General features: G+C 62.7%; 21 protein-coding genes. 4 read left to right on the forward strand and 17 right to left on the reverse strand.

Annotation, left to right across the window (positions count from 1 at the left end; all coding sequences use genetic code 11):
• Window positions 1-60: 60 nt before the first annotated feature.
• Complete coding sequence (locus tag ACX80Z_RS00755; protein WP_459314606.1) at window positions 61-1,062, reverse strand: tetratricopeptide repeat protein; 1,002 nt, start codon at window positions 1,060-1,062, stop codon at window positions 61-63.
• A gap of 34 nt (window positions 1,063-1,096) precedes the next feature.
• Window positions 1,097-2,809, reverse strand: coding sequence for a hypothetical protein (locus ACX80Z_RS00760; protein ID WP_459314608.1), 1,713 nt, complete (start codon window positions 2,807-2,809; stop codon window positions 1,097-1,099).
• A 302-nt stretch (window positions 2,810-3,111) separates the two neighbouring features.
• On the opposite strand from ACX80Z_RS00760, the gene ACX80Z_RS00765 reads away from it, so the two are divergent.
• Window positions 3,112-4,425 carry an AI-2E family transporter gene (locus tag ACX80Z_RS00765; protein ID WP_459304485.1) on the forward strand — a complete coding sequence of 438 codons (1,314 nt, stop codon included), beginning with the start codon at window positions 3,112-3,114 and terminating at the stop codon, window positions 4,423-4,425.
• A 49-nt stretch (window positions 4,426-4,474) separates the two neighbouring features.
• Here the strand turns inward: ACX80Z_RS00765 and ACX80Z_RS00770 are convergent, their stop codons facing one another.
• Window positions 4,475-5,266 (reverse strand): alpha/beta hydrolase, encoded by a 792-nt coding sequence (locus tag ACX80Z_RS00770; RefSeq protein WP_019481189.1) that lies wholly within the window; start codon window positions 5,264-5,266, stop codon window positions 4,475-4,477.
• A gap of 32 nt (window positions 5,267-5,298) precedes the next feature.
• Entirely contained in the window at window positions 5,299-5,631 is a 333-nt protein-coding gene (locus ACX80Z_RS00775) for a hypothetical protein (protein ID WP_024476289.1), read from the reverse strand.
• A gap of 124 nt (window positions 5,632-5,755) precedes the next feature.
• Between ACX80Z_RS00775 and nucS the strand changes: the two genes are divergently transcribed.
• Window positions 5,756-6,451, forward strand: coding sequence for an endonuclease NucS (gene nucS / locus ACX80Z_RS00780; RefSeq protein WP_019481187.1), 696 nt, complete (start codon window positions 5,756-5,758; stop codon window positions 6,449-6,451).
• Here the strand turns inward: nucS and ACX80Z_RS00785 are convergent.
• Window positions 6,448-7,464 (reverse strand): NADPH:quinone reductase, encoded by a 1,017-nt coding sequence (locus tag ACX80Z_RS00785; protein ID WP_459314610.1) that lies wholly within the window; start codon window positions 7,462-7,464, stop codon window positions 6,448-6,450. The genes nucS and ACX80Z_RS00785 overlap by 4 nt on opposite strands.
• 87 nt (window positions 7,465-7,551) lie before the next feature.
• Here ACX80Z_RS00785 and ACX80Z_RS00790 point away from each other — a divergent pair, with 87 nt between their 5' ends.
• Both ACX80Z_RS00790 and ACX80Z_RS00795 read left to right on the forward strand, forming a co-directional pair.
• Window positions 7,552-8,781: an N-acetylglucosamine-6-phosphate deacetylase gene (locus tag ACX80Z_RS00790; protein ID WP_459314612.1), complete on the forward strand. Its 1,230-nt coding sequence runs from the start codon at window positions 7,552-7,554 to the stop codon at window positions 8,779-8,781.
• Window positions 8,782-9,047: 266 nt separating this feature from the next.
• Window positions 9,048-9,251: a cold-shock protein gene (locus tag ACX80Z_RS00795; protein ID WP_019481284.1), complete on the forward strand. Its 204-nt coding sequence runs from the start codon at window positions 9,048-9,050 to the stop codon at window positions 9,249-9,251.
• 100 nt (window positions 9,252-9,351) lie between these two features.
• Here the strand turns inward: ACX80Z_RS00795 and ACX80Z_RS00800 are convergent, their stop codons facing one another.
• From ACX80Z_RS00800 to ACX80Z_RS00855, 12 genes are all read right to left on the reverse strand, one after another.
• The gene (locus ACX80Z_RS00800; protein WP_019481285.1) at window positions 9,352-9,783 is read right to left on the reverse strand and encodes a DUF2550 domain-containing protein; all 432 of its coding nucleotides are present in this window, start codon (window positions 9,781-9,783) and stop codon (window positions 9,352-9,354) included.
• A gap of 11 nt (window positions 9,784-9,794) precedes the next feature.
• On the reverse strand, window positions 9,795-10,079 hold the full coding sequence (locus tag ACX80Z_RS00805; protein WP_019481286.1) for a F0F1 ATP synthase subunit epsilon: 285 nt from the start codon (window positions 10,077-10,079) through the stop codon (window positions 9,795-9,797).
• 5 nt (window positions 10,080-10,084) lie between these two features.
• A complete protein-coding gene (gene atpD / locus ACX80Z_RS00810) occupies window positions 10,085-11,548 on the reverse strand; it encodes a F0F1 ATP synthase subunit beta (protein ID WP_019481287.1) in 1,464 nt (487 codons plus the stop codon).
• A gap of 85 nt (window positions 11,549-11,633) precedes the next feature.
• Window positions 11,634-12,527, reverse strand: a complete 894-nt coding sequence (locus ACX80Z_RS00815; RefSeq protein ID WP_459314614.1) for a F0F1 ATP synthase subunit gamma — start codon at window positions 12,525-12,527, stop codon at window positions 11,634-11,636.
• A gap of 90 nt (window positions 12,528-12,617) precedes the next feature.
• The gene (gene atpA / locus ACX80Z_RS00820) at window positions 12,618-14,252 is read right to left on the reverse strand and encodes a F0F1 ATP synthase subunit alpha (RefSeq protein ID WP_019481289.1); all 1,635 of its coding nucleotides are present in this window, start codon (window positions 14,250-14,252) and stop codon (window positions 12,618-12,620) included.
• 100 nt (window positions 14,253-14,352) lie between these two features.
• Complete coding sequence (locus ACX80Z_RS00825; RefSeq protein WP_019481290.1) at window positions 14,353-15,168, reverse strand: F0F1 ATP synthase subunit delta; 816 nt, start codon at window positions 15,166-15,168, stop codon at window positions 14,353-14,355.
• Entirely contained in the window at window positions 15,168-15,716 is a 549-nt protein-coding gene (locus tag ACX80Z_RS00830) for a F0F1 ATP synthase subunit B (RefSeq protein ID WP_024475444.1), read from the reverse strand. Before ACX80Z_RS00830 ends, ACX80Z_RS00825 begins: the two co-directional genes overlap by 1 nt.
• Window positions 15,717-15,766: 50 nt before the next feature.
• The gene (locus ACX80Z_RS00835) at window positions 15,767-15,982 is read right to left on the reverse strand and encodes an ATP synthase F0 subunit C (RefSeq protein ID WP_019481292.1); all 216 of its coding nucleotides are present in this window, start codon (window positions 15,980-15,982) and stop codon (window positions 15,767-15,769) included.
• 104 nt (window positions 15,983-16,086) lie between these two features.
• Complete coding sequence (gene atpB, locus ACX80Z_RS00840; RefSeq protein WP_019481293.1) at window positions 16,087-16,908, reverse strand: F0F1 ATP synthase subunit A; 822 nt, start codon at window positions 16,906-16,908, stop codon at window positions 16,087-16,089.
• 85 nt (window positions 16,909-16,993) lie between these two features.
• Window positions 16,994-17,323, reverse strand: coding sequence for a hypothetical protein (locus ACX80Z_RS00845; protein WP_459314615.1), 330 nt, complete (start codon window positions 17,321-17,323; stop codon window positions 16,994-16,996).
• Window positions 17,316-17,819 carry a hypothetical protein gene (locus tag ACX80Z_RS00850; protein WP_459314617.1) on the reverse strand — a complete coding sequence of 168 codons (504 nt, stop codon included), beginning with the start codon at window positions 17,817-17,819 and terminating at the stop codon, window positions 17,316-17,318. The genes ACX80Z_RS00845 and ACX80Z_RS00850 overlap by 8 nt, the downstream gene beginning before the upstream one ends.
• A gap of 127 nt (window positions 17,820-17,946) precedes the next feature.
• Window positions 17,947-18,954, reverse strand: coding sequence for an MraY family glycosyltransferase (locus ACX80Z_RS00855; RefSeq protein WP_019481296.1), 1,008 nt, complete (start codon window positions 18,952-18,954; stop codon window positions 17,947-17,949).

Raw genomic sequence — 18,954 nt, forward strand, 5'->3', positions numbered from 1 at the left:
ACCCATCGTCATCCAAAGGGACGAATTACCGCCCACAGACTCCGTCCGGCGGATGAAAATCTAGAACAGGGCACGTGCCAGTGCTCCCCGCGCCTTGGTGACGCGCGGGTCGCTGATCCCGACGACGTCGAACAGGTCAATCAATCGCACCCGGGCAACTTCGCGGGGTTCCCCCGCGGTCCGTCCAATGAACGAGACGATCCTGGCGAACGCGTCTTCAACGTGGCCTCCCGAAATGTCCAGGTCCGCGACGGCGAGCTGGCTCTCCACCGAGTCGGGCTCGTCGGCTCCGCGCTGCCGGATCGTCTCGGCGTCGACCTCCTTGAGCCGCTGCATCAGTTCCACCTGGGCCAGCCCAGCTTTCGCCTCGGCGTCTGCTGGTTGCTCTGCCAGGGCCTGCCGGTAGGCGGCGACGGCAGCGGGGTAGTCACCGGCCTCGATGGCATCGAAGGCGGCCTGATGCAGGGGCGGCAGCGGCGGCTCTTCGGGAGCGGCCTCCTCGCCGTCGGCACCTTCCCGCAGCGACCCTGAGACGCCGTTCGAGCCCGCCACTTTCAGCAATTCGTCAATGAAGGACCGGATCTGGGCTTCGGGCAGCGCGCCCTCGAACAGCGGCACCGGCTGACCCTTCAGGACCGCCACCACGGTGGGCACCGTCTGTGCCTGGAAGGCCTGGGCTATCTGGGGTTGCGTCTCGACGTCGACCTTGGCCAGCAGCAGCCGACCGTCATGTTCGACCGTCACCGCTTCCAGCACCGCTGTGACGCGGGACGATTCTTCGCTCCAGGAAGCCCTCAGGTCCACGATTACCGGAACCTGCGATGACAGCTGAACCAGCTGAGGGAAGCTCTGCTCGGTGACCTCAACGACGTAGGGGCTGCCTGCCCCTACGCTGGCGGCTCCGGGTGCCGAATCCGCCGGGGGTGCTGCGGGGGCGGGGGTCCCGCCCTGCTGGGCGGTCCGTGCGGCGTCGGCCCGTGCCTTCAAAGCCGACAGATCCACGGCTCCGTGCAGGTTCATTGACGACGGCGGGAGGGGCCCGCGGTTGGTTGGAATACTCATGGTTCCGCCTTTCAAGGGTGGTCTCTGGTGGAAGTTACCGAAGTTCGGCGGAGAGCAACTGCTGGGCGGCACCGATGACCCGGATGCGCTCATCGCTGCCGGCAGGCGGTACATACATCATTACCGCTTCGCCATACCGCACGTCGATGCCCTCGTCGGTTGAGGTTTCGCCGGTCAGCGACTCGTAAACGGTGCCGTCGAGGTCGATCGAATCACCGGCGCCGCGCGGGACGCTGGAATAGGTGTGGTTCAGGTAGCCGAAGACCATCGCGCCGCCGTCGCTGGTGGACAGGGCGTGCGTGAAGTCCTGCTCGGACTCATGCACGAAGGTAATGTCGGCAGAGTCGTTACCCGGATCGGCGACGACGTCGGCCTGGAACGAGGTGATGGCATCCGCAAAGGAATTAGCCTCGAAGGTTTCGGCGTTGTCGCCGTCGGGCTCCGACAGGAAGTCGGCGATCGCGTCCATCGCGTCCTGGGGGGCTAACGCAAGCTCACCTGCGACGTCGACCGGTACCTCGGCTACCCCTGCGGCACCGTCGGAGGCCGGGAAGGTGGTGCCGGGCAGCATCTGGATTGCGGCGCTGAGCTGGTAGTTCGACCGGGGGTCGGCCTGGACCAGGACCAGTGCGTGCGGCACCGGGTTCTCGTCGGACTGGGTCAGGGCGACGACGGTGCGGGGCCAGCTGGTCTCCGATGAAACCATTGTGGTCAGGACGGGCTCGGCAGCCACCGGGGTGGGCTCCGGGACGTCACTGGCCTGAGACCGGACGTCATAGTTGGCGGTCCGGAGCGCCAGGGCCGCCTCGGCGACCCGCGGCTCAAGCAGCTCCGCATCGGATGCCGCGTCACCTTCCGCAACGACAGTCGCCACCGAGGCCAGAATTCGTTCCAGCTGGCTTTCCAGCAGTACGGGTGGGGCCGGTTCGTCGGCCGCTTCGGAAGTCGCTGACGCAGTAGAGCTCGGGTCCGAACTTGGATCCGGGCTCGGGACCGAACTTGGATCGGAGGTGCTGGCGTGAGCCAGCCCGGCGCCCGAGACAGTCAGCCCTGCAACGACGACGGCCATCCCGAAGGATGCTCCGCCTGCCCGCTTCGGCTTCTTCCGGGTTTCCATGCGGCGCTGGTGGGCTCGCGAGCCCTCGGCAGCGGGCCGGTTGCGCTTTGGTGTGACAAAGAAGAGGGCAATCCCCAGCACGATGGCAAGCGCGCCGATCACAATCAGGGGCACCGCCCAGCCGGTGGTCGCCTCGTTGGGCCAGGTGACCGAGATGTCGGTGGGTGCCGGGTTCTCACCGTCGGCTGCCAGGAGGATTGACCAATCGCCCTCGGCTGGATCGAGCCAGCGGTAGGTCACACTGCCATCGGCGGTTTCCTCGCTGGTCCAGAGGTCGGAGCCGCTGGGGTTCGGGACCGTCTCTTCACCCTCGGTGAACGTGGTTTCCAGGCCCTCCTCGGCAATGGCGGTCACCCGCAGGTGCGCGGCGTCGCCCACCCAGGCGTCGACATCCCCGGCACGTCCGACGGCGAGCGTGAAGGTACCTTCGCTGCGCACCGTAATGTCGACGTCGTCTGCGTCTGGAGCCTTCGCCCCGGCATCGATCACGGTGACCGGGCCGGCCTCGGACCCCGCGGGGACGGAGGCCGTCACGGTTTCCGGCGGGGACCAGAACGTGAGCTGGCCGATGCCCAGGAGCATCAGCAGCGCACCGATCACCAAAGCGGGGACTGCAATCTTCAAACGCACTCAGATACCTATCGTTGCTCGTGCGCAGCACGGCCGCGCGTCAGGCGCCGACGGAGGTCCGACGACGCGATGTCTTGTGCAATACCTTGATCTAACGTCCCATCGTAACGAACTTCGGCCCCGCGGCGGGATTTTTATGGGGGTGATCACTCTCGGCATGCGCGCAGACCTGGCGCACGACGTCGGGTCCCCGGCCCGACACGGTAAGCCGACAGTAGGCTGTTAGTGTTTCGCTAACCTTGCTTTAGCGGTTTTGAACCTTATTGCCCGCCGCATGCACTACTGGGAAAGCAGAATGAAGCGTGAGTGATCATCAGGATGTTCCGGCGGGCGAGCCGCTCCCCCGTCCCGCCGCCTCAGTTGACGGGCAGGGCGGTGCACCAGCGGCTTCCGCTGCCAGCCCATCTCACCGCAGCATGATCAGGGCAATTTTTCGCGGGCTCCGCCGGCCTATTCCTGGCGCCCAGCCGCGGCTCCGGTTTGAGTTCCCGCCCGAGCGGATCCCCGCGCCGGTGCCTACCGACGACGACGTCTCACTCGGTGACGACCGGCTGAAGTTCGGAAACGCCCAGCCCCAGTCCATGCGTCATCACCCGATTCACTTCGGTTTCATGGGGACGGTGGGCGTGGGGCTGGCTCTGCTCGCCTACTTCATGATCACCAACGTGGGCCAACTGCTGCTGTGGATTGGCGCGGCAATGTTCATTGCACTGGGGCTCGACCCCATTGTCCGGTGGCTGGAAAAGAAGAAGGTGCCCCGCCCGGCAGGGATTGCGGTGGCGCTGTTGCTGCTTGCCGGCATCATCGCGGCCTTCTTCGCCACCCTGATTCCCACCATCGTGAACCAGACCAGCCAGTTTGTGGATCGGGCGCCCGGTTTCGTTGATGATTTCCTCAACTCCGAGTTCTTCCAGACTGTCGATGAACAGTTCCAGGTCCGGGAACGTGTCACCGAGGAAGTCAACAACTTCTTCAACGACTCGGACGCGGTAGGCGGCATCTTCGGCGGTGTGCTGGGCGTTGGCACCGTCATTATCAACAGCCTGTTCGGTACCCTCATTGTCCTGGTCCTGACCCTCTATTTCCTGTCCTCGCTGCCCGCAATGAAGAAGTGGGCGTACCGGTTGGCGCCGCGCTCACGCCGCCCCCGGGTGGAGTCGCTGGCGGAGGAGATCACCAGCAGCGTCGGCAACTACGTGATTGGGCAGGCCTGTGTGGCCATCCTCAACGCGACCTTCGCCTTCGTTTTCATGACGATCGCGCAGGTGCCCTTTTCGGTCCTCCTGGCCTTCGTCGTCGCGCTGCTGGCCTTCATCCCCCTGGTGGGCGCCCTGATTGCGGCAGTGATCGTGACGGCGGTCGCGATGACTGCCGGCTGGCAGACGGCGCTGCTCTTCGCGGTGCTGTACCTCGCCTATCTGCAGGTCGAGGCATACTTCATCTCGCCGCGGATCATGCAGCGCGCAGTGGCGGTACCCGGTTCGGTTGCAGTCATCGCCGTTATTGCCGGCGGAAGCCTCCTGGGTGTGCTGGGCGCGCTGATTGCCATTCCGACAGCCGCAGCGGTGATGTTGCTGCTCAAGGAGGTCTTTATCGCCCGCCAGGACAGTCAGTAAGCCAGGACAGTCAGGTCACCGGGGCAGGACGCTGTGTCAGGACGCTGTGTCAGGACGCTGTGGCTGCGGCTCCGGTCCAGGTAGTGGGCAGTGACTGCGATGCCCCGGGCAGCACGGTGTCGGTGATTTCATCCAGGACCCGGGCGGCGTACTTCTCCCCCACCCACAGGTGCTTGGCGCCGTCGACGCCGATCACCTCGGCCTGGGGGATCCGGGCGAACCGCTCGGTCGCTGCCGCTGGCTGCAGGTAATCGTCGTGCTCGGGGACCAGCACCTTGAGCGGCAGGCCGGACGCGGCCCATGCCTCAAGATCTTCTTCCCCAGCACGATGCAGTGGGGGCGACAACAGCACCGCCCCCTGGATCAGCGGGGCGATCGGATCAAGGGCGCCGTACTTCAGGCACAGCTCGGTGCCGAAGGACCAGCCCACCAGCCAGATGTTGCCTGGGCTATGCTCGGCCGCCCAGGCGACGGCGGCCTCAATGTCGGCGCGCTCGGCAACCCCACCATCGAACTCGCCTTCGCTGCAGCCCCGCGGCGAGCACGTGCCACGGGTGTTGAACCGCAGCACCGCAATGTCCGCGAGTGCCGGAAGCCTGAAGGAGGCCTTGCGGAAAACGTGGGAGTCCATGAACCCACCTGCAGTCGGCAGCGGATGCATCATCACCAAAGTGGCACGGGCCGGCCTGTCCGCTGGCTCAGCGAATTCGCCCACCAGGCGTAGTCCGTCGGTGGTGCGCAGTTCGATCTCGGTGCGCCGCGCCGGGAGGACCGTTGACGCCCTGATATCCATGGGTCCGTCGGACTCGGTGAACTCATAACTGGTTACGGTGGAAGTCATCGTTTCAGTCTAGGGGAACTGCAGTGGGCGGTTCAGTACCGGTAGCTGCGGGTCCGCCAGCAGTTGACGTGCCAGTGCCTCCGGCCAGCGAGCCCGGCCGCTGCACCAAACAGGGAGTCCTCCTGCCAGACCACCAGGTGCGCAAGACCGGGTGGGATCACCCGGTGGCACCCGGGACAGACATAGTCCTTGGCCGCGTTGCGCTCGGTGATCCGCCGGACGGACCATTCGCCGTCGGGAGCGCTTTCCCGGGTCGGTATCCCCGCCCGCGCACGCTCCAGGTCGATTTCCGGCACCGGTTCTGCCTTCCTCCCGGGCTGCGCTGACGGCTTCCCGGGACGGCGAGGGCGGTTGGAGCGGGGCATAGGTCAAGTCTGCCTGACGAATCGCCGACTCGGGCACAACCGGCGTCCGGTGGGGCGGGGTCCAGCCGCGTCCTGTGGGACGATTTAGGTAATCCCCACCACACAAGTTCCCTGGAAGGCTTTCGTGCGTTTAGTCATAGCCCAGTGCTCAGTCGATTACATCGGGCGCCTCCGCGCCCATTTGCCCCTCGCCACCCGGCTGCTGATGGTGAAGGCCGATGGGTCGGTGTTGGTGCATTCCGATGGTGGTTCCTATAAGCCGCTCAACTGGATGAGCCCGCCAGCCTCGCTGCGGATCTCCACTCCCGAGGAGGCCGACACTGAACTGGGCGTCACCGAGGTGTGGAACGTTCAGCATGCCAAGAGCGATGACCGGCTGGTCATTAACATCCACGAACTGATCCATGAGTCTTCCCATGATCTGGGTGTTGACCCCGGTCTGGTCAAGGACGGAGTCGAAGCGGACCTCCAACGGCTACTCGCCGAACAGATCCACCTGGCCGGAACTGGTTTCACCCTGATCCGCAGGGAGTACATGACCGCCATCGGACCGGTCGACATCCTGGCCCGTGATGCTGCCGGTGCCACAGTAGCCATCGAGCTCAAGCGCCGCGGCGACATTGACGGCGTCGAGCAACTGACCCGCTACCTTGAGCTCCTCAACCGGGACCCCCTGATGGCGCCGGTCCGAGGGATCTTCGCTGCCCAACAGATCAAGCCGCAGGCCCGGGTCCTCGCACTGGACCGGGGTATCGACTGCCTGGTACTCGACTACGACATGATGCGTGGCGTCGACGACGTCGAGTCGCGCCTCTTCTAGGCCTCGGCCACGCGGATCAGCACCTTGCCGGTGACACCATTCTCGACGGCGTCGTGTGCGGCGGCCGTGTCCTCAAGGGCGAACCAGGTGATGGGAAGCCCTGCGGACTCTCCAACGGGCAGCGCGCCCGCGCGGAGGGCAACGGTGATATCCTCGGCGGCTGCGTGGAGCGCCTCGGTTCCCACCGTGTAGAGGAGCAACCCCTGCCACCGAACGTTCTTAGCGAAGCTCGGGACGATCGGAGCCGTGAAACTATCCCCGTTGTTATTCGCGTAGTAGGCGATGCTGCCGTGGTTGGCGATGACCTCGACGTCAAGCAGGGCGTTCTGACCGGGAGCAACCTCGACCACGTGATCGACGCCGTCGGGAGCGATGTCGAGGATACGGTCGGCAATCGAGTCATCCGGGTAGCGCACCACGTGCTGGGCCCCAGCGGCGCGGGCCAGCCCGGCTTTCGCTTCGCTGCTGACCGTCGCAATGACCGTTGCACCAGCCCAGACCGCAAGCTGAATCGCTGCGTGACCAACAGCCCCGGCACCCCCCTGGACAAGGACGATCCGGCCAGCCAGGGCCTCCGGTGCAAGCCGGGCCGGACCGTTCTCATGAACTGTCAGTGCACGGTGAGCCGTCATCGCCGGAACGCCCAGGCTGGCGGCGACCTCGAAGCTGACGCCTTCAGGAAGCTGAACAACACGGTCTGCCGGGAGCACGGCGAATTCCTGGGCGGTTCCGGTCGGGCGGCCGTGGGCGGCAAGGTAGATCCACACCCGGTCGCCGGCCTTCAGAGCGGTGACTCCCTCGCCGACGGCGTCGACCAGGCCGGCGCCGTCCTGGTTCGGAACCACCTCGGGGAAGGCGAGATCACCGGCGGCGCGGGCCTTCCAGTCGGTCGGGTTGACGCCGGAGGCAAGAACCCGAACCCGTACCTCGCCGGGACCGGGGGCGGAGACCTCACGGTCAGCGAGGGAGAGAACTGAGGATGCTCCAGTGCTGGAGTAGACGATTGCTTTCATGGCTGATGGAACAGGGAAGTCCAGCCCCCTATTCCCCGACCCTGCTGTGCCCAGGCCATATTGGTCCGCTGCACATAGAATCGGGGTATGTCCAGCAGCGAAAATTCAGGAACTTCACCCGTGAACTACCTCCGCGGACGCATCGCCACTGAGTCGGGCATCATTGATGACGGTGTCCTCGCCTACGACGGCGACCGCATCGCTTACGCCGGACCAGCGGCTGGGTTCCGCGGCGGCGACTCTGAGCCCGAGCGTACCTTCCCACCAGGAAGCCTCGTTCTCCCCGGCCTCGTCGATACCCACTGCCATGGCGCCAACGGTGGAGACTTCACTAGCGGCGATGCAACCCAGACCCGGATGGCGATTGACTTCCTGCAACGGAGCGGAACCACAACATCCCTCGCCAGTACGATGACTGCGCCCCCCGCCGACCTGTTGAGAGCACTCTCAGTTCTGGCGGAGCTGGCGGAAGAGGGTTTGATTGCCGGTATCCACGCCGAAGGCCCGTTTGTCTCCAAGGTTCGCTGCGGCGCCCAGAATCCCGACCACATTGTCGCCCCCACCCCGGAGTATGTAGCGGCGCTGATCGATGCGGCTCAGGGGCGGATGAAGACGATGACCTATGCCCCGGAGCTTCCCGGCGCGGACGCCCTGATTGATGAGCTGACCACCCACGGCATCACCCCCTCGCTCGGGCACACCGACTGCGATACCTCAACCGCAGCCGCTTCCCTCGCACTGGCATGGGAGGAGATGGACTCCACTGGATTCGATGGGTACACCGGACGCCCCACCGTCACCCATCTTTTCAACGGAATGCCGCCCCTGCATCACCGCTCCCCCGGGCCGGTTGCCGCCTGCCTCAGGATCGCGAAGGCGGGCAACGCCGTCGTTGAGCTGATCGCCGACAACGCCCACCTCGACCCTCAGACCGTGCTCACCGTCTTCGAACTGGTTGGCGCCGAAAACATCACTTTGGTCACCGACTCCATGGCGGCCACCGGGCTCCCCGACGGCGCGTATCACCTCGGATCGTCGGCGGTCACAGTCACCGACGGTGTTGCCACCCTTGACCGCACCGGATCCCTCGCTGGTGGCACCGCAGTGCTCCTCGATGTGGTGCGCCGGACCGTCGCCGCCGGGGTACCGCTCCTCGACGCCATCACATCGGCGACAGTCGTACCGGCCAATGTGCTCGGTCTTGCCGATGAGCTCGGCAGTCTTCGCCTCGGGCTGCGGGCGGACGCAGTGGTGGTCTCCCCCGACCTGCACCTGCTGGCGGTGCTTCGCGAAGGCGTCTGGCTGGCTCCGCTCTAGGCGATCGGACCAATACTTTTGCTCTGTTCGAGACGATAAATTTACCGAACAATGGTTGAAATTCCGTTGACCAGCACTAGCCGTTATGTGATGCTTGTTCCAGTCTTTGTGTACGTGTTTTAGCATGCTCGCAAGACAATGTTGCGAGCGTGTGACATCCGAAACGGAACCGTGTATCTCGGGTGCCGATAGGTTGTTTCCGTGAAGTGACTCCGGGTTCACATGCAGTGTGTGGGTCAGAACATTTCATTATGGAGGAGAAACAAATGGCACAGGGAACTGTGAAATGGTTCAACGCTGAAAAGGGCTTCGGCTTCATCACCCCGGATGACTCCGACGGCGATGTCTTTGTACATTACTCGGAGATCCAGACCGGTGGCTTCAAGACCCTCGACGAGAACCAGCGTGTTCAGTTCGAAATCGGTCAGGGCGCCAAGGGCCCCCAGGCTACCGGGGTTACCGCCCTCTAGCGACAAAGCTGTCCGCTAGACAGCAAGAGCTTTAACCACTGGGGACCTCCACGCAGCTGCGTGGAGGTCCCCAGTGGATAAACGCTATTCAAAGGAAGCGCTAGCGCCAGGTACCGATCCCGACAACCGGTCCCGCTTCAAGCCAGGATGACAGTCCGGCGTATACATCGAACTTCATGGCCAACAGCAATTCCTGACCCTCATAGTCCAGACATACCACCACCGCCCCGGGCTGAATCCTTCTCTTTTCAGCCTCGGTTGGCTGTCGCCATCCCTTGAGCTCCAGGGAACTGCGCAGGTAGCGGTAGCGGGGCCGCGGGCTCAGGGACGCCATCCTGAGCCATTCCAGGTGACGGTCCGTATAACGACAAACCCCCATCCGCCATCCCTCGGGAGGGAAGCAGATGGAGGCGTCGAAGGTGCCTAGCGCCCCGCGGAGCTGTAGGCGTCGCAGACCGAAGGCCAGAATGGCAAGCACCAGCAGCAGGAACACCGCTGCGAGCGTGATGAACGCTATACCGAGACCGTCCATCGCCGAATCTGTCAGCGAGTCTCCGCGGACACTGGGCCGCCGATCTTCGCGTTGTCGGCCACGATTACTACCCGGTTGCTGTCGACGGAGAAGAAACCACCGTCAACCGAAACCAGCAGTCGTTCGCCGGAGACAGGTTCAATTGCCATTTCGCCTTCAGCCAGGATGGCGAGCATCGGAGCGTGCCCAGGCAGGATGCCAATCTCGCCATCGCTGGTGCGCGCCCTGACCATGGTCGCCGCGCCGGACCACACAAAGTGATCCGCCGCGACGATTTCTACTTCGAGTTCAGCCATGAGAGCTACTTTCCGGTCTGCTCTTGGATCTTGGCCCACTGGCGCTCGACGTCGTCAAGACCGCCAATGTTGAAGAACGCCTGCTCAGCAATGTGGTCAAGGTCGCCGTTGGCGATGGCGTTGAAGCCTTCGATGGTGTCCTTGATGCTGACGGTGGAACCCTCAACACCGGTGAACTGCTTCGCCGTGTAGGTGTTCTGCGACAGGAACTGCTGGATACGGCGGGCCCGGGAGACAACAATCTTGTCTTCCTCAGACAGTTCGTCAACACCGAGGATAGCGATGATGTCCTGCAGTTCCTTGTTCTTCTGAAGGATCTGCTTGACGCGCACCGCAGTGTTGTAGTGATCGTGGCCAATGTACTGGGGATCGAGGATCCGCGAGGTCGATGTCAGCGGGTCGATCGCCGGGTACAGACCGCGGGACGCGATCTCACGCGACAGCTCGGTGGTCGCGTCGAGGTGCGCGAAGGTCGCAGCTGGTGCCGGGTCGGTGTAGTCATCCGCAGGCACGTACACGGCCTGCATCGACGTGATCGAGTGGCCCTTGGTTGAGGTGATGCGCTCCTGGAGGAGACCCATCTCGTCAGCAAGGTTTGGCTGGTAGCCCACCGCGGAAGGCATCCGGCCCAGCAGGGTCGACACCTCGGAACCGGCCTGGGTGAAGCGGAAGATGTTGTCAACAAACAACAATACGTCCTGCTTCTGGACGTCCCTGAAGTACTCAGCCATGGTCAGGGCTGACAGGGCAACCCGGAGGCGCGTTCCTGGTGGCTCATCCATCTGGCCGAAGACCAGCGCGGTGTCCTTGAGGACCCCTGCTTCTTCCATTTCTACCCAGAGGTCGTTACCTTCACGGGTACGCTCGCCAACACCAGCGAACACCGACGTGCCACCGAAGTTACGGGCCACACGGGTAATCATTTCCTGGATCAGCACCGTCTTGCCAACACCGGCGCCACCGAAGAGGCCAATCTTGCCACCCTTGATGTACGGGGTGAGCAGGTCAATGCTCTTGATGCCGGTTTCCAACATCTCGGTCGAACCCTCAAGCTGGGCGAATGCCGGCGGCTTGCGGTGGATGGGCCACCGTTCGGTGATCTCCAGCTGAGACTCCTCGACGTCGAGGGGCTTGCCCAGAACGTTGAAGATGTGACCCTTGACGACGTCGCCAACAGGTACCGAGATGGCGCTGCCGGTGTCGTGGACAACGGTTCCCCGGACCAGACCGTCGGTGGCCTGGAGCGAGATTGCACGCACCAGGTTGTCACCGAGGTGCTGTGAGGTCTCGAAGGTGATCATGTGCGTCTCACCATTGAGAGTGATCTCAGTGGTCAGCGCGTTGTAGATTGCGGGAATGGCGTCAGCCGGGAACTCGACGTCGACAACCGGGCCAATGACACGGGCGATTCGACCTGTGCCGCCGGATGCAACTGAGTCACTACCGTGCTCAATAGTCTGGGCAGTCATCTCTCTCACTTCACTTACGTAGATGGCGTGGGGCTAAGTCTAACTAGGGTGGAGCAGGTTCTGGAACTGGTCGATCGGGGCGAAGTCAGGACGCGCTGAGCGCGTCCGCACCTGCCACAATCTCCGACAGTTCCTGGGTGATCTCCGCCTGGCGCGCAGTGTTGCGGAGCCGGGTGTACTTCTTGATGAGGTCCGTTGCGTTGTCGCCTGCGGACTTCATTGCCCGCTGACGGGCGGCGAGTTCGCTCGCTGCGGCCTGCAACAAGGCCGCGAAGATCCGCGACTCGATGTAGCGGGGAAGCAGTGCGTCCAGAACCATTTCGGGCTCCGGCTCGTACTCGTAGAGCGGCAACAGATCCGACTCGGACGCTGCTTCCTCTTCAACGACCTCAAGGGGAAGCAGGCGGATTACCGTAGGTTCCTGCAACACCATTGACTTGAAGCGGGTGTAAACCACGTGGATCTCGTCGACGCCGCCGTCGTCGAAGTCCGTACCGAACTCGGCGAGCAGTGCTTTGCCGATCTCGCGTGCCGTTTCGAAATCCGGCGCGTCAGTACCGCCGATCCACACGTTCTCGAATGCGCGGTCGCGGAAGTCGAAGTAGGCCTGCGCCTTCCGACCGACAAGGTAGGTTTTGACTTCCTTGCCTTCCTCCCGAAGCAGCTCGATCAGTGATTCGGCCTGCTTCAGCACGCTCGCTGAGTAGGATCCTGCGAGTCCGCGGTCCGAGGTCATCACGAGAACCGCCGATCGCCGAATCTGCTCCGGCTCGGTGGTAAGCGGGTGATCGATCTCTGACTGCGATGCCACTGCTGAGACGGCACGGGTGATCGCATTGGCGTAGGGCAGGGACGAGGATACTCGTGCCCTTGCTTTGCCGATGCGAGAAGTCGCGATCAGCTCCATCGCCTTGAAGATCTTCCTCATCGACGTGGTCGACGTGATCTTCTGGCGGTAGACCCGGATCTGGGCTCCCATACATGTCCTTTCCTTCGTAGTCCACCTGGGGATTACGGCTAAGGCCGGGGGTGGTGCCGGGGCGCTTGACGCACCCCGGCACCGGTTTCCCTAGCGCTTCTGCTTGACGATCTTCTCCTGGTCGACCTCGTCCTCGGAGAGGGCGCTGTACTCTTCGTGACCGGCTACCAGACCATCGTGGCCTTCGCCGAAGAATCCCTGCTTGAAGTCGTCGATCTGCTTCTTCAGCTCGTCAACGGTGGAGTCCTCAAGGAGGTTGGTCTCGGCCAGAGTGGTCAGGACCGACGACTTGTGCCGCAGGTGCTCGAGGAACTGGCCTTCGAACTTGCGGACGTCCTCAACCGGTACGTCGTCGAGGTAGCCGTTGGTGCCGGCCCAGATCGAAACAACCTGATCCTCTACGGGGAACGGTGCATACTGGCCCTGCTTGAGCAGTTCCATCAGGCGCGCCCCACGGGTCAGCTGCTGACGCGATGCTGCATCCAGGTCCGAGGCGAACATGGCGAACGCCTGCATGTCCCGGTACTGCGCGAGGTCCAGCTTCAACGTGCCCGAGACCTTCTTCATGGCCTTGACCTGTGCTGAACCACCCACCCGTGACACCGAGACGCCGACATCCACTGCTGGACGCTGGTTGGCGTTGAAGAGGTCCGACTGCAGGAAGATCTGCCCATCGGTGATCGAGATGACGTTGGTCGGAATGAACGCGGAGACATCGTTGGCTTTGGTCTCGACGATCGGCAGACCGGTCATCGAACCCGCTCCGAGCTCGTCGGAGAGCTTCGCGCAACGCTCAAGCAGACGGGAGTGCAAGTAGAACACGTCGCCCGGGTAGGCTTCGCGTCCCGGTGGACGACGCAGCAACAGCGACACCGCGCGGTAGGCTTCAGCCTGCTTGGAAAGGTCATCGAAGATCACCAGTACGTGCTTGCCGGCATACATCCAGTGCTGGCCAATGGCCGAACCTGCATAGGGAGCCAGGTACTTGAAGCCTGAAGGATCGGAGGCAGGTGAAGCAACGATCGTGGTGTACTCCAGGGCGCCCTTGTCTTCCAGGGTCTGGCGTACCGCAGCAATGGTGGAGGCCTTCTGTCCAATTGCGACGTAGATGCAGCGAACCTGCTTCTTGACATCGCCGGATTCCCAGTTGGCCTTCTGGTTGATGATGGTGTCTACCGCGATGGCGGTCTTACCGGTCTGGCGGTCACCGATGATCAGCTGGCGCTGGCCCCGGCCGATCGGGATCATGGCGTCGATCGCCTTGAGACCGGTCTGCATGGGTTCGTGCACCGACTTACGCTCGGTCACGCCGGGAGCCTGAAGCTCCAGTGCGCGGCGTGCTTCAGCCTTGATCTCGCCGAGATCGTCGATGGGCTGTCCCAAGGGGTCAACCACTCGGCCAAGGAAGGCGTCGCCCACTGGCACGGAGAGGATCTCCCCGGTGCGGTGGACTTCCTGGCCTTCTTCGATGCCGGTGAAATCACCGAGGACGACGACGCCGATTTCACGGGTGTCGAGGTTCTGGGCGAGGCCCAGAGTGCCATCTTCGAAACGCAGCAATTCATTGGCCATCACCGAAGGCAGACCCTCTACCTTGGCGATGCCATCGCTGGCGGTACTTACGCGGCCTACTTCAACGCGTTCGGCGTTGCCGGGCTCGTAGGATGCCGCAAACTCGTTCAACGCATTACGGACGTCTTCGGCGTTGATGGTCAATTCGGCCATCTGCAGTCCCTGCTCTCCTGTGTTGTGATCGCCGCTGCTTCACGGCGACCGGTGTGTGATTGAAGTCTGTTGTGTGTCTGGGATAGGACGGTTGCCCGGCCTACACCGCTAGCTTTCGCCGCAGTTCAGACAGCCTGGCGATTACCGTGGAGTCAACCACTTCATCGCCAACCTGGACGCGGACCCCGCCGATTAGCGACGGCTCCACTGTGACATTGGTCCTGAGCTCGCGACCGAACAGGGAATTGAGGCCCTGCTGCAACCGTGCGAACTGTTCATCGGTCAGCGGACGGGTAACGCTGACGTTCGCAATCCAGCGGTCGTGCCGTTTGGCCACGAGCTCTACGAACCGCTTCACCAAGTGAGTGGGCTTGATGCCGCGGGGCGCCTGAACTGCCTGACGCACCAACAGCTGCGCTTCGGCTCCGGCGTGTGGCACCAGTTTCAACGCGAGGTTTACCCTTGCGTCGACGGTTGCCTGCCGCTCGGACAGAGCGCGCTGCAATTCGTGGCTTGATTCAACGGTCCTGATGAAGTCGAAAAGGTCGTTTTCCAGACCCTCAAGACTCGTTGCACCATTGTCCCGGTTCTCCGCTACAGCAATTGCAGCGGTTGCGCCGAGGGTTTCCAGCGCGTCCCCGAGATCGCGGGCCACTGCCCAGCGCATGGAGACCAGATCCCTGACCACCGACGCTGTCTGCTCCGAGACCTTGCCAGCTACCAGGGTCGAAACCAGTGCGGCTTTATCCCTGCCTTCGCGGGAAGGATCGGTCAGCGCACGACGGAGACCGGCGTTGTTGTCGAGCATGTCGAGGACCCCGAAGAGTTCCTCGGCGAGCGACAGCGTTGCGCCGGGCAGACGGGTTTCTAGATCTTTGAGTGCCGTTGCCAGGGACTGGCTGGATACACCTGCCATTACTTCGATGCACCTGCGCTCTGAGTTTCGAGGTCGGCCAGGAAGCGATCGACTACCCGCGCGGACCGCTGATCATCAGAGAGCGACTCTCCGACGATGCGGCTGGCGAGGTCGGTTGCCAGCGTGCCAACTTCGGCGCGCAGTGACACAACAGCTGCCTGACGTTCTGCTTCAATCTGGACGTGTGCCTGCTCGGTGATACGAGCTGACTCAGCCCCGGCCTTTTCCTTCAGTTCCGCGAGGATCTGCGCACCTTCGGCGCGTGCTTCCTCACGGATGCGGTTGGCTTCAGTGCGTGCATCCACCAGCTGCTGCTTGTATTCGTCAAGCGCTGCGTTTGCTTCAGCCTGTGCTGCTTCAGCCTTGGCAATGCCACCTTCGATGGCTGCAGTCCGCTCTGCGAACGTCTTCTCAAACGCCGGCATCACGAACTTGATGACGATGAACATCAGCACCGCGAAGCCCACCAACGTAACGAGCAGTTCCCACAGATTCGGGACCAGAGGACTTGTGCCCTCTTCTGCCGCCATTATCGCTGCGTTAAGCATGTTTCACCCGTCTTTCTTTAGCTAGTCTATGGACCGTAGCGGACGCGTAATTACGCGCCGATAACGAACGCGAAGACCAAGCCGAGGATGGCGAGTGCTTCAGTCAATGCCAGTCCGAGGAAGGCGATGGGCTGGAGGACCCGCTGGGCTTCTGGCTGACGCGCTACACCGTTGATGTATGCGGCGAAGACGAGTCCTACACCGATACCACCACCAATTGCGGAGAGACCGTATCCAACGAGGTTGAGGCTACCCTGTACTTCCATTGTGTTCCTTTCAAGATGCCGCTTGCTGCGACAGGTTGTTTGGGATCATCCCCGACGGGGAAGTCTGTATGTGTTAGTCGTGAAATTTAGGCTAGTCGTGAGGACTAGTGAGCGTCGGCGTGGAGTGCGCCTTCGATGTAGATGGCTGCCAGCAGTGTGAACACGTACGCCTGGAGGATCATGATCAGCACCTCAAGCATGTACATGGAGACGGCTCCCACGAGTACCAGCACGCTCGTACCCTGCAGCAGGATGTTTCCCGTCAGCACCATGTATTCAATGGCCGAACCGGCCAGGGTGATGATGAGGTGACCTGCCAGCATTGTGGCGAAGAGTCGGAGTGAGTGGGTCACCGGCCGGACGAGGAAGTTCGAGATGATCTCGATGGGTACCACGATCGGCAGGATGTACCAGGGAACTCCTGACGGGACAACTGCCAGTTTGAAGTAACGCAGTCCGTGCTTCTTGATACCAATGCCAACCCAGAGGAGGTAGAAAATCGCCGCAATGGCGTAGGCGCTACCTGGATGGGAGAAGCTCGGCAGCTGAAGGAACGGAATGGCGCCGAAAATGTTGTTCACGAGGACGAAGAAGAATGCGGTGAAGAGCCACGGCACATACTTCATGAAGTCCTTGCCGCCGATAATGTCCTTACCGATGGAGTTCCTGACGAATCCGTAAGCGGACTCCCCCAGGAACTGCATTTTGCCGGGGACCAGCTTTCCCTTGCGGGAGGCAATGATGAAGAAGATGGCAATAAAGATGACTGACAGGATGATCATCAGCATCTGCTTGCCGAAGCCACCCTCGAACCAGACGCCGTATTCACCGCCCCACGGGAAAATATCCCGGTAGTGGGTGTCGTCAATTGTGGGGGCTATGAAACCCTCATCCGTTGTAGTGGCCGGGAGCGCAAGCGCGATCAACGCGTTTCCTCTCTGCAGTGTCCATCGTTGGGCAGGTTCTGATCGGGCATGGATTTACTGCTCCGACACATTAAGTTTTCGACATTCACTTAGGGTTCTCCCCAGCCTTCCCGCCACTGTCCCGCGGCGTCGAACCGGGATCAGCTGGTGTAGCGCGGGTGAGGTTATGCATATGGGAGAGGTAGAAACCCCCGACTGCACCCAAGAGACCTCCAACGAGCACTATCCATTGTGTTCCCAGGAGGTTGTCCAGCCCCCACCCTATCAAACTCCAGACGAGTATCCCGCCAATAATATAGCTAAAGACTGCTATCCCAGCGTTGTATCCGCCCTCGCCGTAGGGGCCTCTGACGTCGTCGCTGGCGTCGGCTCGGGAGGCGCCCTGCTGGGGGTCCTGAGGATGGGATTCAGCCAAGGTCGAACTCATTTCCTGGTACCGGCGCTGTCGGCGCGGGGTCGTTGTAGAGCTGGTGCCGGGCCTTGGAGAAGACGTAGAGCTCCACCGTCTGCCACAGGATCACAGTTCCCACCGCTCCCCCGAAGAACCAGTTCGCCTCAAGCCAGGGTGGAGTGCCGAACACGAAGAGGACAACCGCGAACCCAACGACCTTGATGGCATAGGTTACGGCGAAGAGGCCAATCGCGCCTGAGGGGTTGTTGCGGCCGGCGAAGTGACCGACCGCGAGGCTGATGCCGAAGAAAGCGACGACGACCGCGAACCCGAACATCGCGCTCAAGGCAGCGCCCGGGCCAGTGACGAAAGCCGCGACCGCAGCAGTCACAGCAATGGCTGAGGTAGTGACCAGAACGCATTTTTTCAGAATTCCCAACCACAGGGATCCCGAAGGATCAGCGGCGGGATGGGCAGTGCCTCGACGGGCACCGACGCCCGAGGCGTCAGGTGTGCTCATAGGGAATCCATCCGTAGATTCGATGTGAGGGAAGTCCCCGACTCAGGCCACGGGATGAATGCCGCGGGCTGCGGTTCAATTCTACCGTACATAGAAATAGCTCCGTGCTGGCTGAAGAGGTGGAGACTTACGGTACGCGGGTGGCCCGCGCCCGTCCGGCAAAAATTCGTGGGGAATACAGATAAAGGGTCACTACTGCTGCGGCGAGGAGCGAGAAGGCGACCGCTCCGAGCGGCGATGCCGTCGCGGCAACAAATCCGGCAGCTCCGGTAAGCACCGATGCGCCGGTGACGACCAGCGCCGCCTGCACATGGGTCAGACCCACATCGGTGAGGCGTTGGTAGACATGCTCCCGGTGGGAGGCGTACCAACGGTCACCGGCCCGGACCCGGCGCAGGAACGTAGTAAAGGTGTCAGCGAGGTAGATCAGCACCGGCGAGAGCAGATACTCGAGGTACACGCCCGCGAGCAGGCCTGTCACCGCAATGGCTGCGATCGATGCGCCGAGCAGATAGCTCCCGACGTCGCCGAGGAAGACAAATCCCCTGCCCAGATTCCAGGGCAGGAACCCGGCGAATGCTGCCGCGACGACCAGGCCTGCGACGACCAGCCACAGCTGGCTGTTGAGGACCCCGGCCACGGCGTAGAACACTCCGACTGCTACCCCGTGCAGGCCGGAGATCCCGTTGATTCCGTCCATAAAGTTGGCTGCGTTGACGTAGGCCGCCACCGCCAGTGCGCCGACGGGGACCCACCAGAAGCTTTGGCCAATGGTCCACGCCAGGGCTGCTGTGCCCAGCGCGCCGATCGCCAGCTGCAGCACCGCACGCACCTGGATCGAGATGCCGCGGTAGTCTTCGACCCAGCCGAGCAGCGCCGCTGCCGAAAGCATCCCCAGGATAATCAGGATCAGCGACCGGTCAACAGCTACCAGGCCGGTAGCAAGAGAAAGGATCAGACCCGCCGCGATTCCCACCGCAACGGTGATACCCACCCCCCGAATGACCACTGTGGTGTGGGAGGAGCGTTCATTGGGGATGTCCAGCACGCCCAGCTTTTCCAGCAGGGGTTTGAGGACAAAAGGCAGCACTGCACTGAGCACTAGGGCGGCCCCGACCACCACCGCCAGCTGCAC

The organism is Arthrobacter sp. TMT4-20 (assembly GCF_054510775.1).

Bases quoted from the DNA above. Each gene is read 5' to 3' on its own strand.
- ACX80Z_RS00775 (WP_024476289.1), bottom strand. From the start codon at position 5,631: ATGCCCCGCTCCAACCGCCCTCGCCGTCCCGGGAAGCCGTCAGCGCAG.
- ACX80Z_RS00795 (WP_019481284.1), top strand. From the start codon at position 9,048: ATGGCACAGGGAACTGTGAAATGGTTCAACGCTGAAAAGGGCTTCGGC.
- ACX80Z_RS00770 (WP_019481189.1), bottom strand. From the start codon at position 5,266: ATGACTTCCACCGTAACCAGTTATGAGTTCACCGAGTCCGACGGACCC.
- atpA (WP_019481289.1), bottom strand. From the start codon at position 14,252: ATGGCCGAATTGACCATCAACGCCGAAGACGTCCGTAATGCGTTGAAC.
- atpD (WP_019481287.1), bottom strand. From the start codon at position 11,548: ATGACTGCCCAGACTATTGAGCACGGTAGTGACTCAGTTGCATCCGGC.
- ACX80Z_RS00800 (WP_019481285.1), bottom strand. From the start codon at position 9,783: ATGGACGGTCTCGGTATAGCGTTCATCACGCTCGCAGCGGTGTTCCTG.
- ACX80Z_RS00790 (WP_459314612.1), top strand. From the start codon at position 7,552: ATGTCCAGCAGCGAAAATTCAGGAACTTCACCCGTGAACTACCTCCGC.
- ACX80Z_RS00825 (WP_019481290.1), bottom strand. From the start codon at position 15,168: ATGGCAGGTGTATCCAGCCAGTCCCTGGCAACGGCACTCAAAGATCTA.
- ACX80Z_RS00850 (WP_459314617.1), bottom strand. From the start codon at position 17,819: ATGAGCACACCTGACGCCTCGGGCGTCGGTGCCCGTCGAGGCACTGCC.
- ACX80Z_RS00805 (WP_019481286.1), bottom strand. From the start codon at position 10,079: ATGGCTGAACTCGAAGTAGAAATCGTCGCGGCGGATCACTTTGTGTGG.
- ACX80Z_RS00830 (WP_024475444.1), bottom strand. From the start codon at position 15,716: ATGCTTAACGCAGCGATAATGGCGGCAGAAGAGGGCACAAGTCCTCTG.
- ACX80Z_RS00835 (WP_019481292.1), bottom strand. From the start codon at position 15,982: ATGGAAGTACAGGGTAGCCTCAACCTCGTTGGATACGGTCTCTCCGCA.
- ACX80Z_RS00815 (WP_459314614.1), bottom strand. From the start codon at position 12,527: ATGGGAGCCCAGATCCGGGTCTACCGCCAGAAGATCACGTCGACCACG.
- ACX80Z_RS00755 (WP_459314606.1), bottom strand. From the start codon at position 1,062: ATGAGTATTCCAACCAACCGCGGGCCCCTCCCGCCGTCGTCAATGAAC.
- ACX80Z_RS00785 (WP_459314610.1), bottom strand. From the start codon at position 7,464: ATGAAAGCAATCGTCTACTCCAGCACTGGAGCATCCTCAGTTCTCTCC.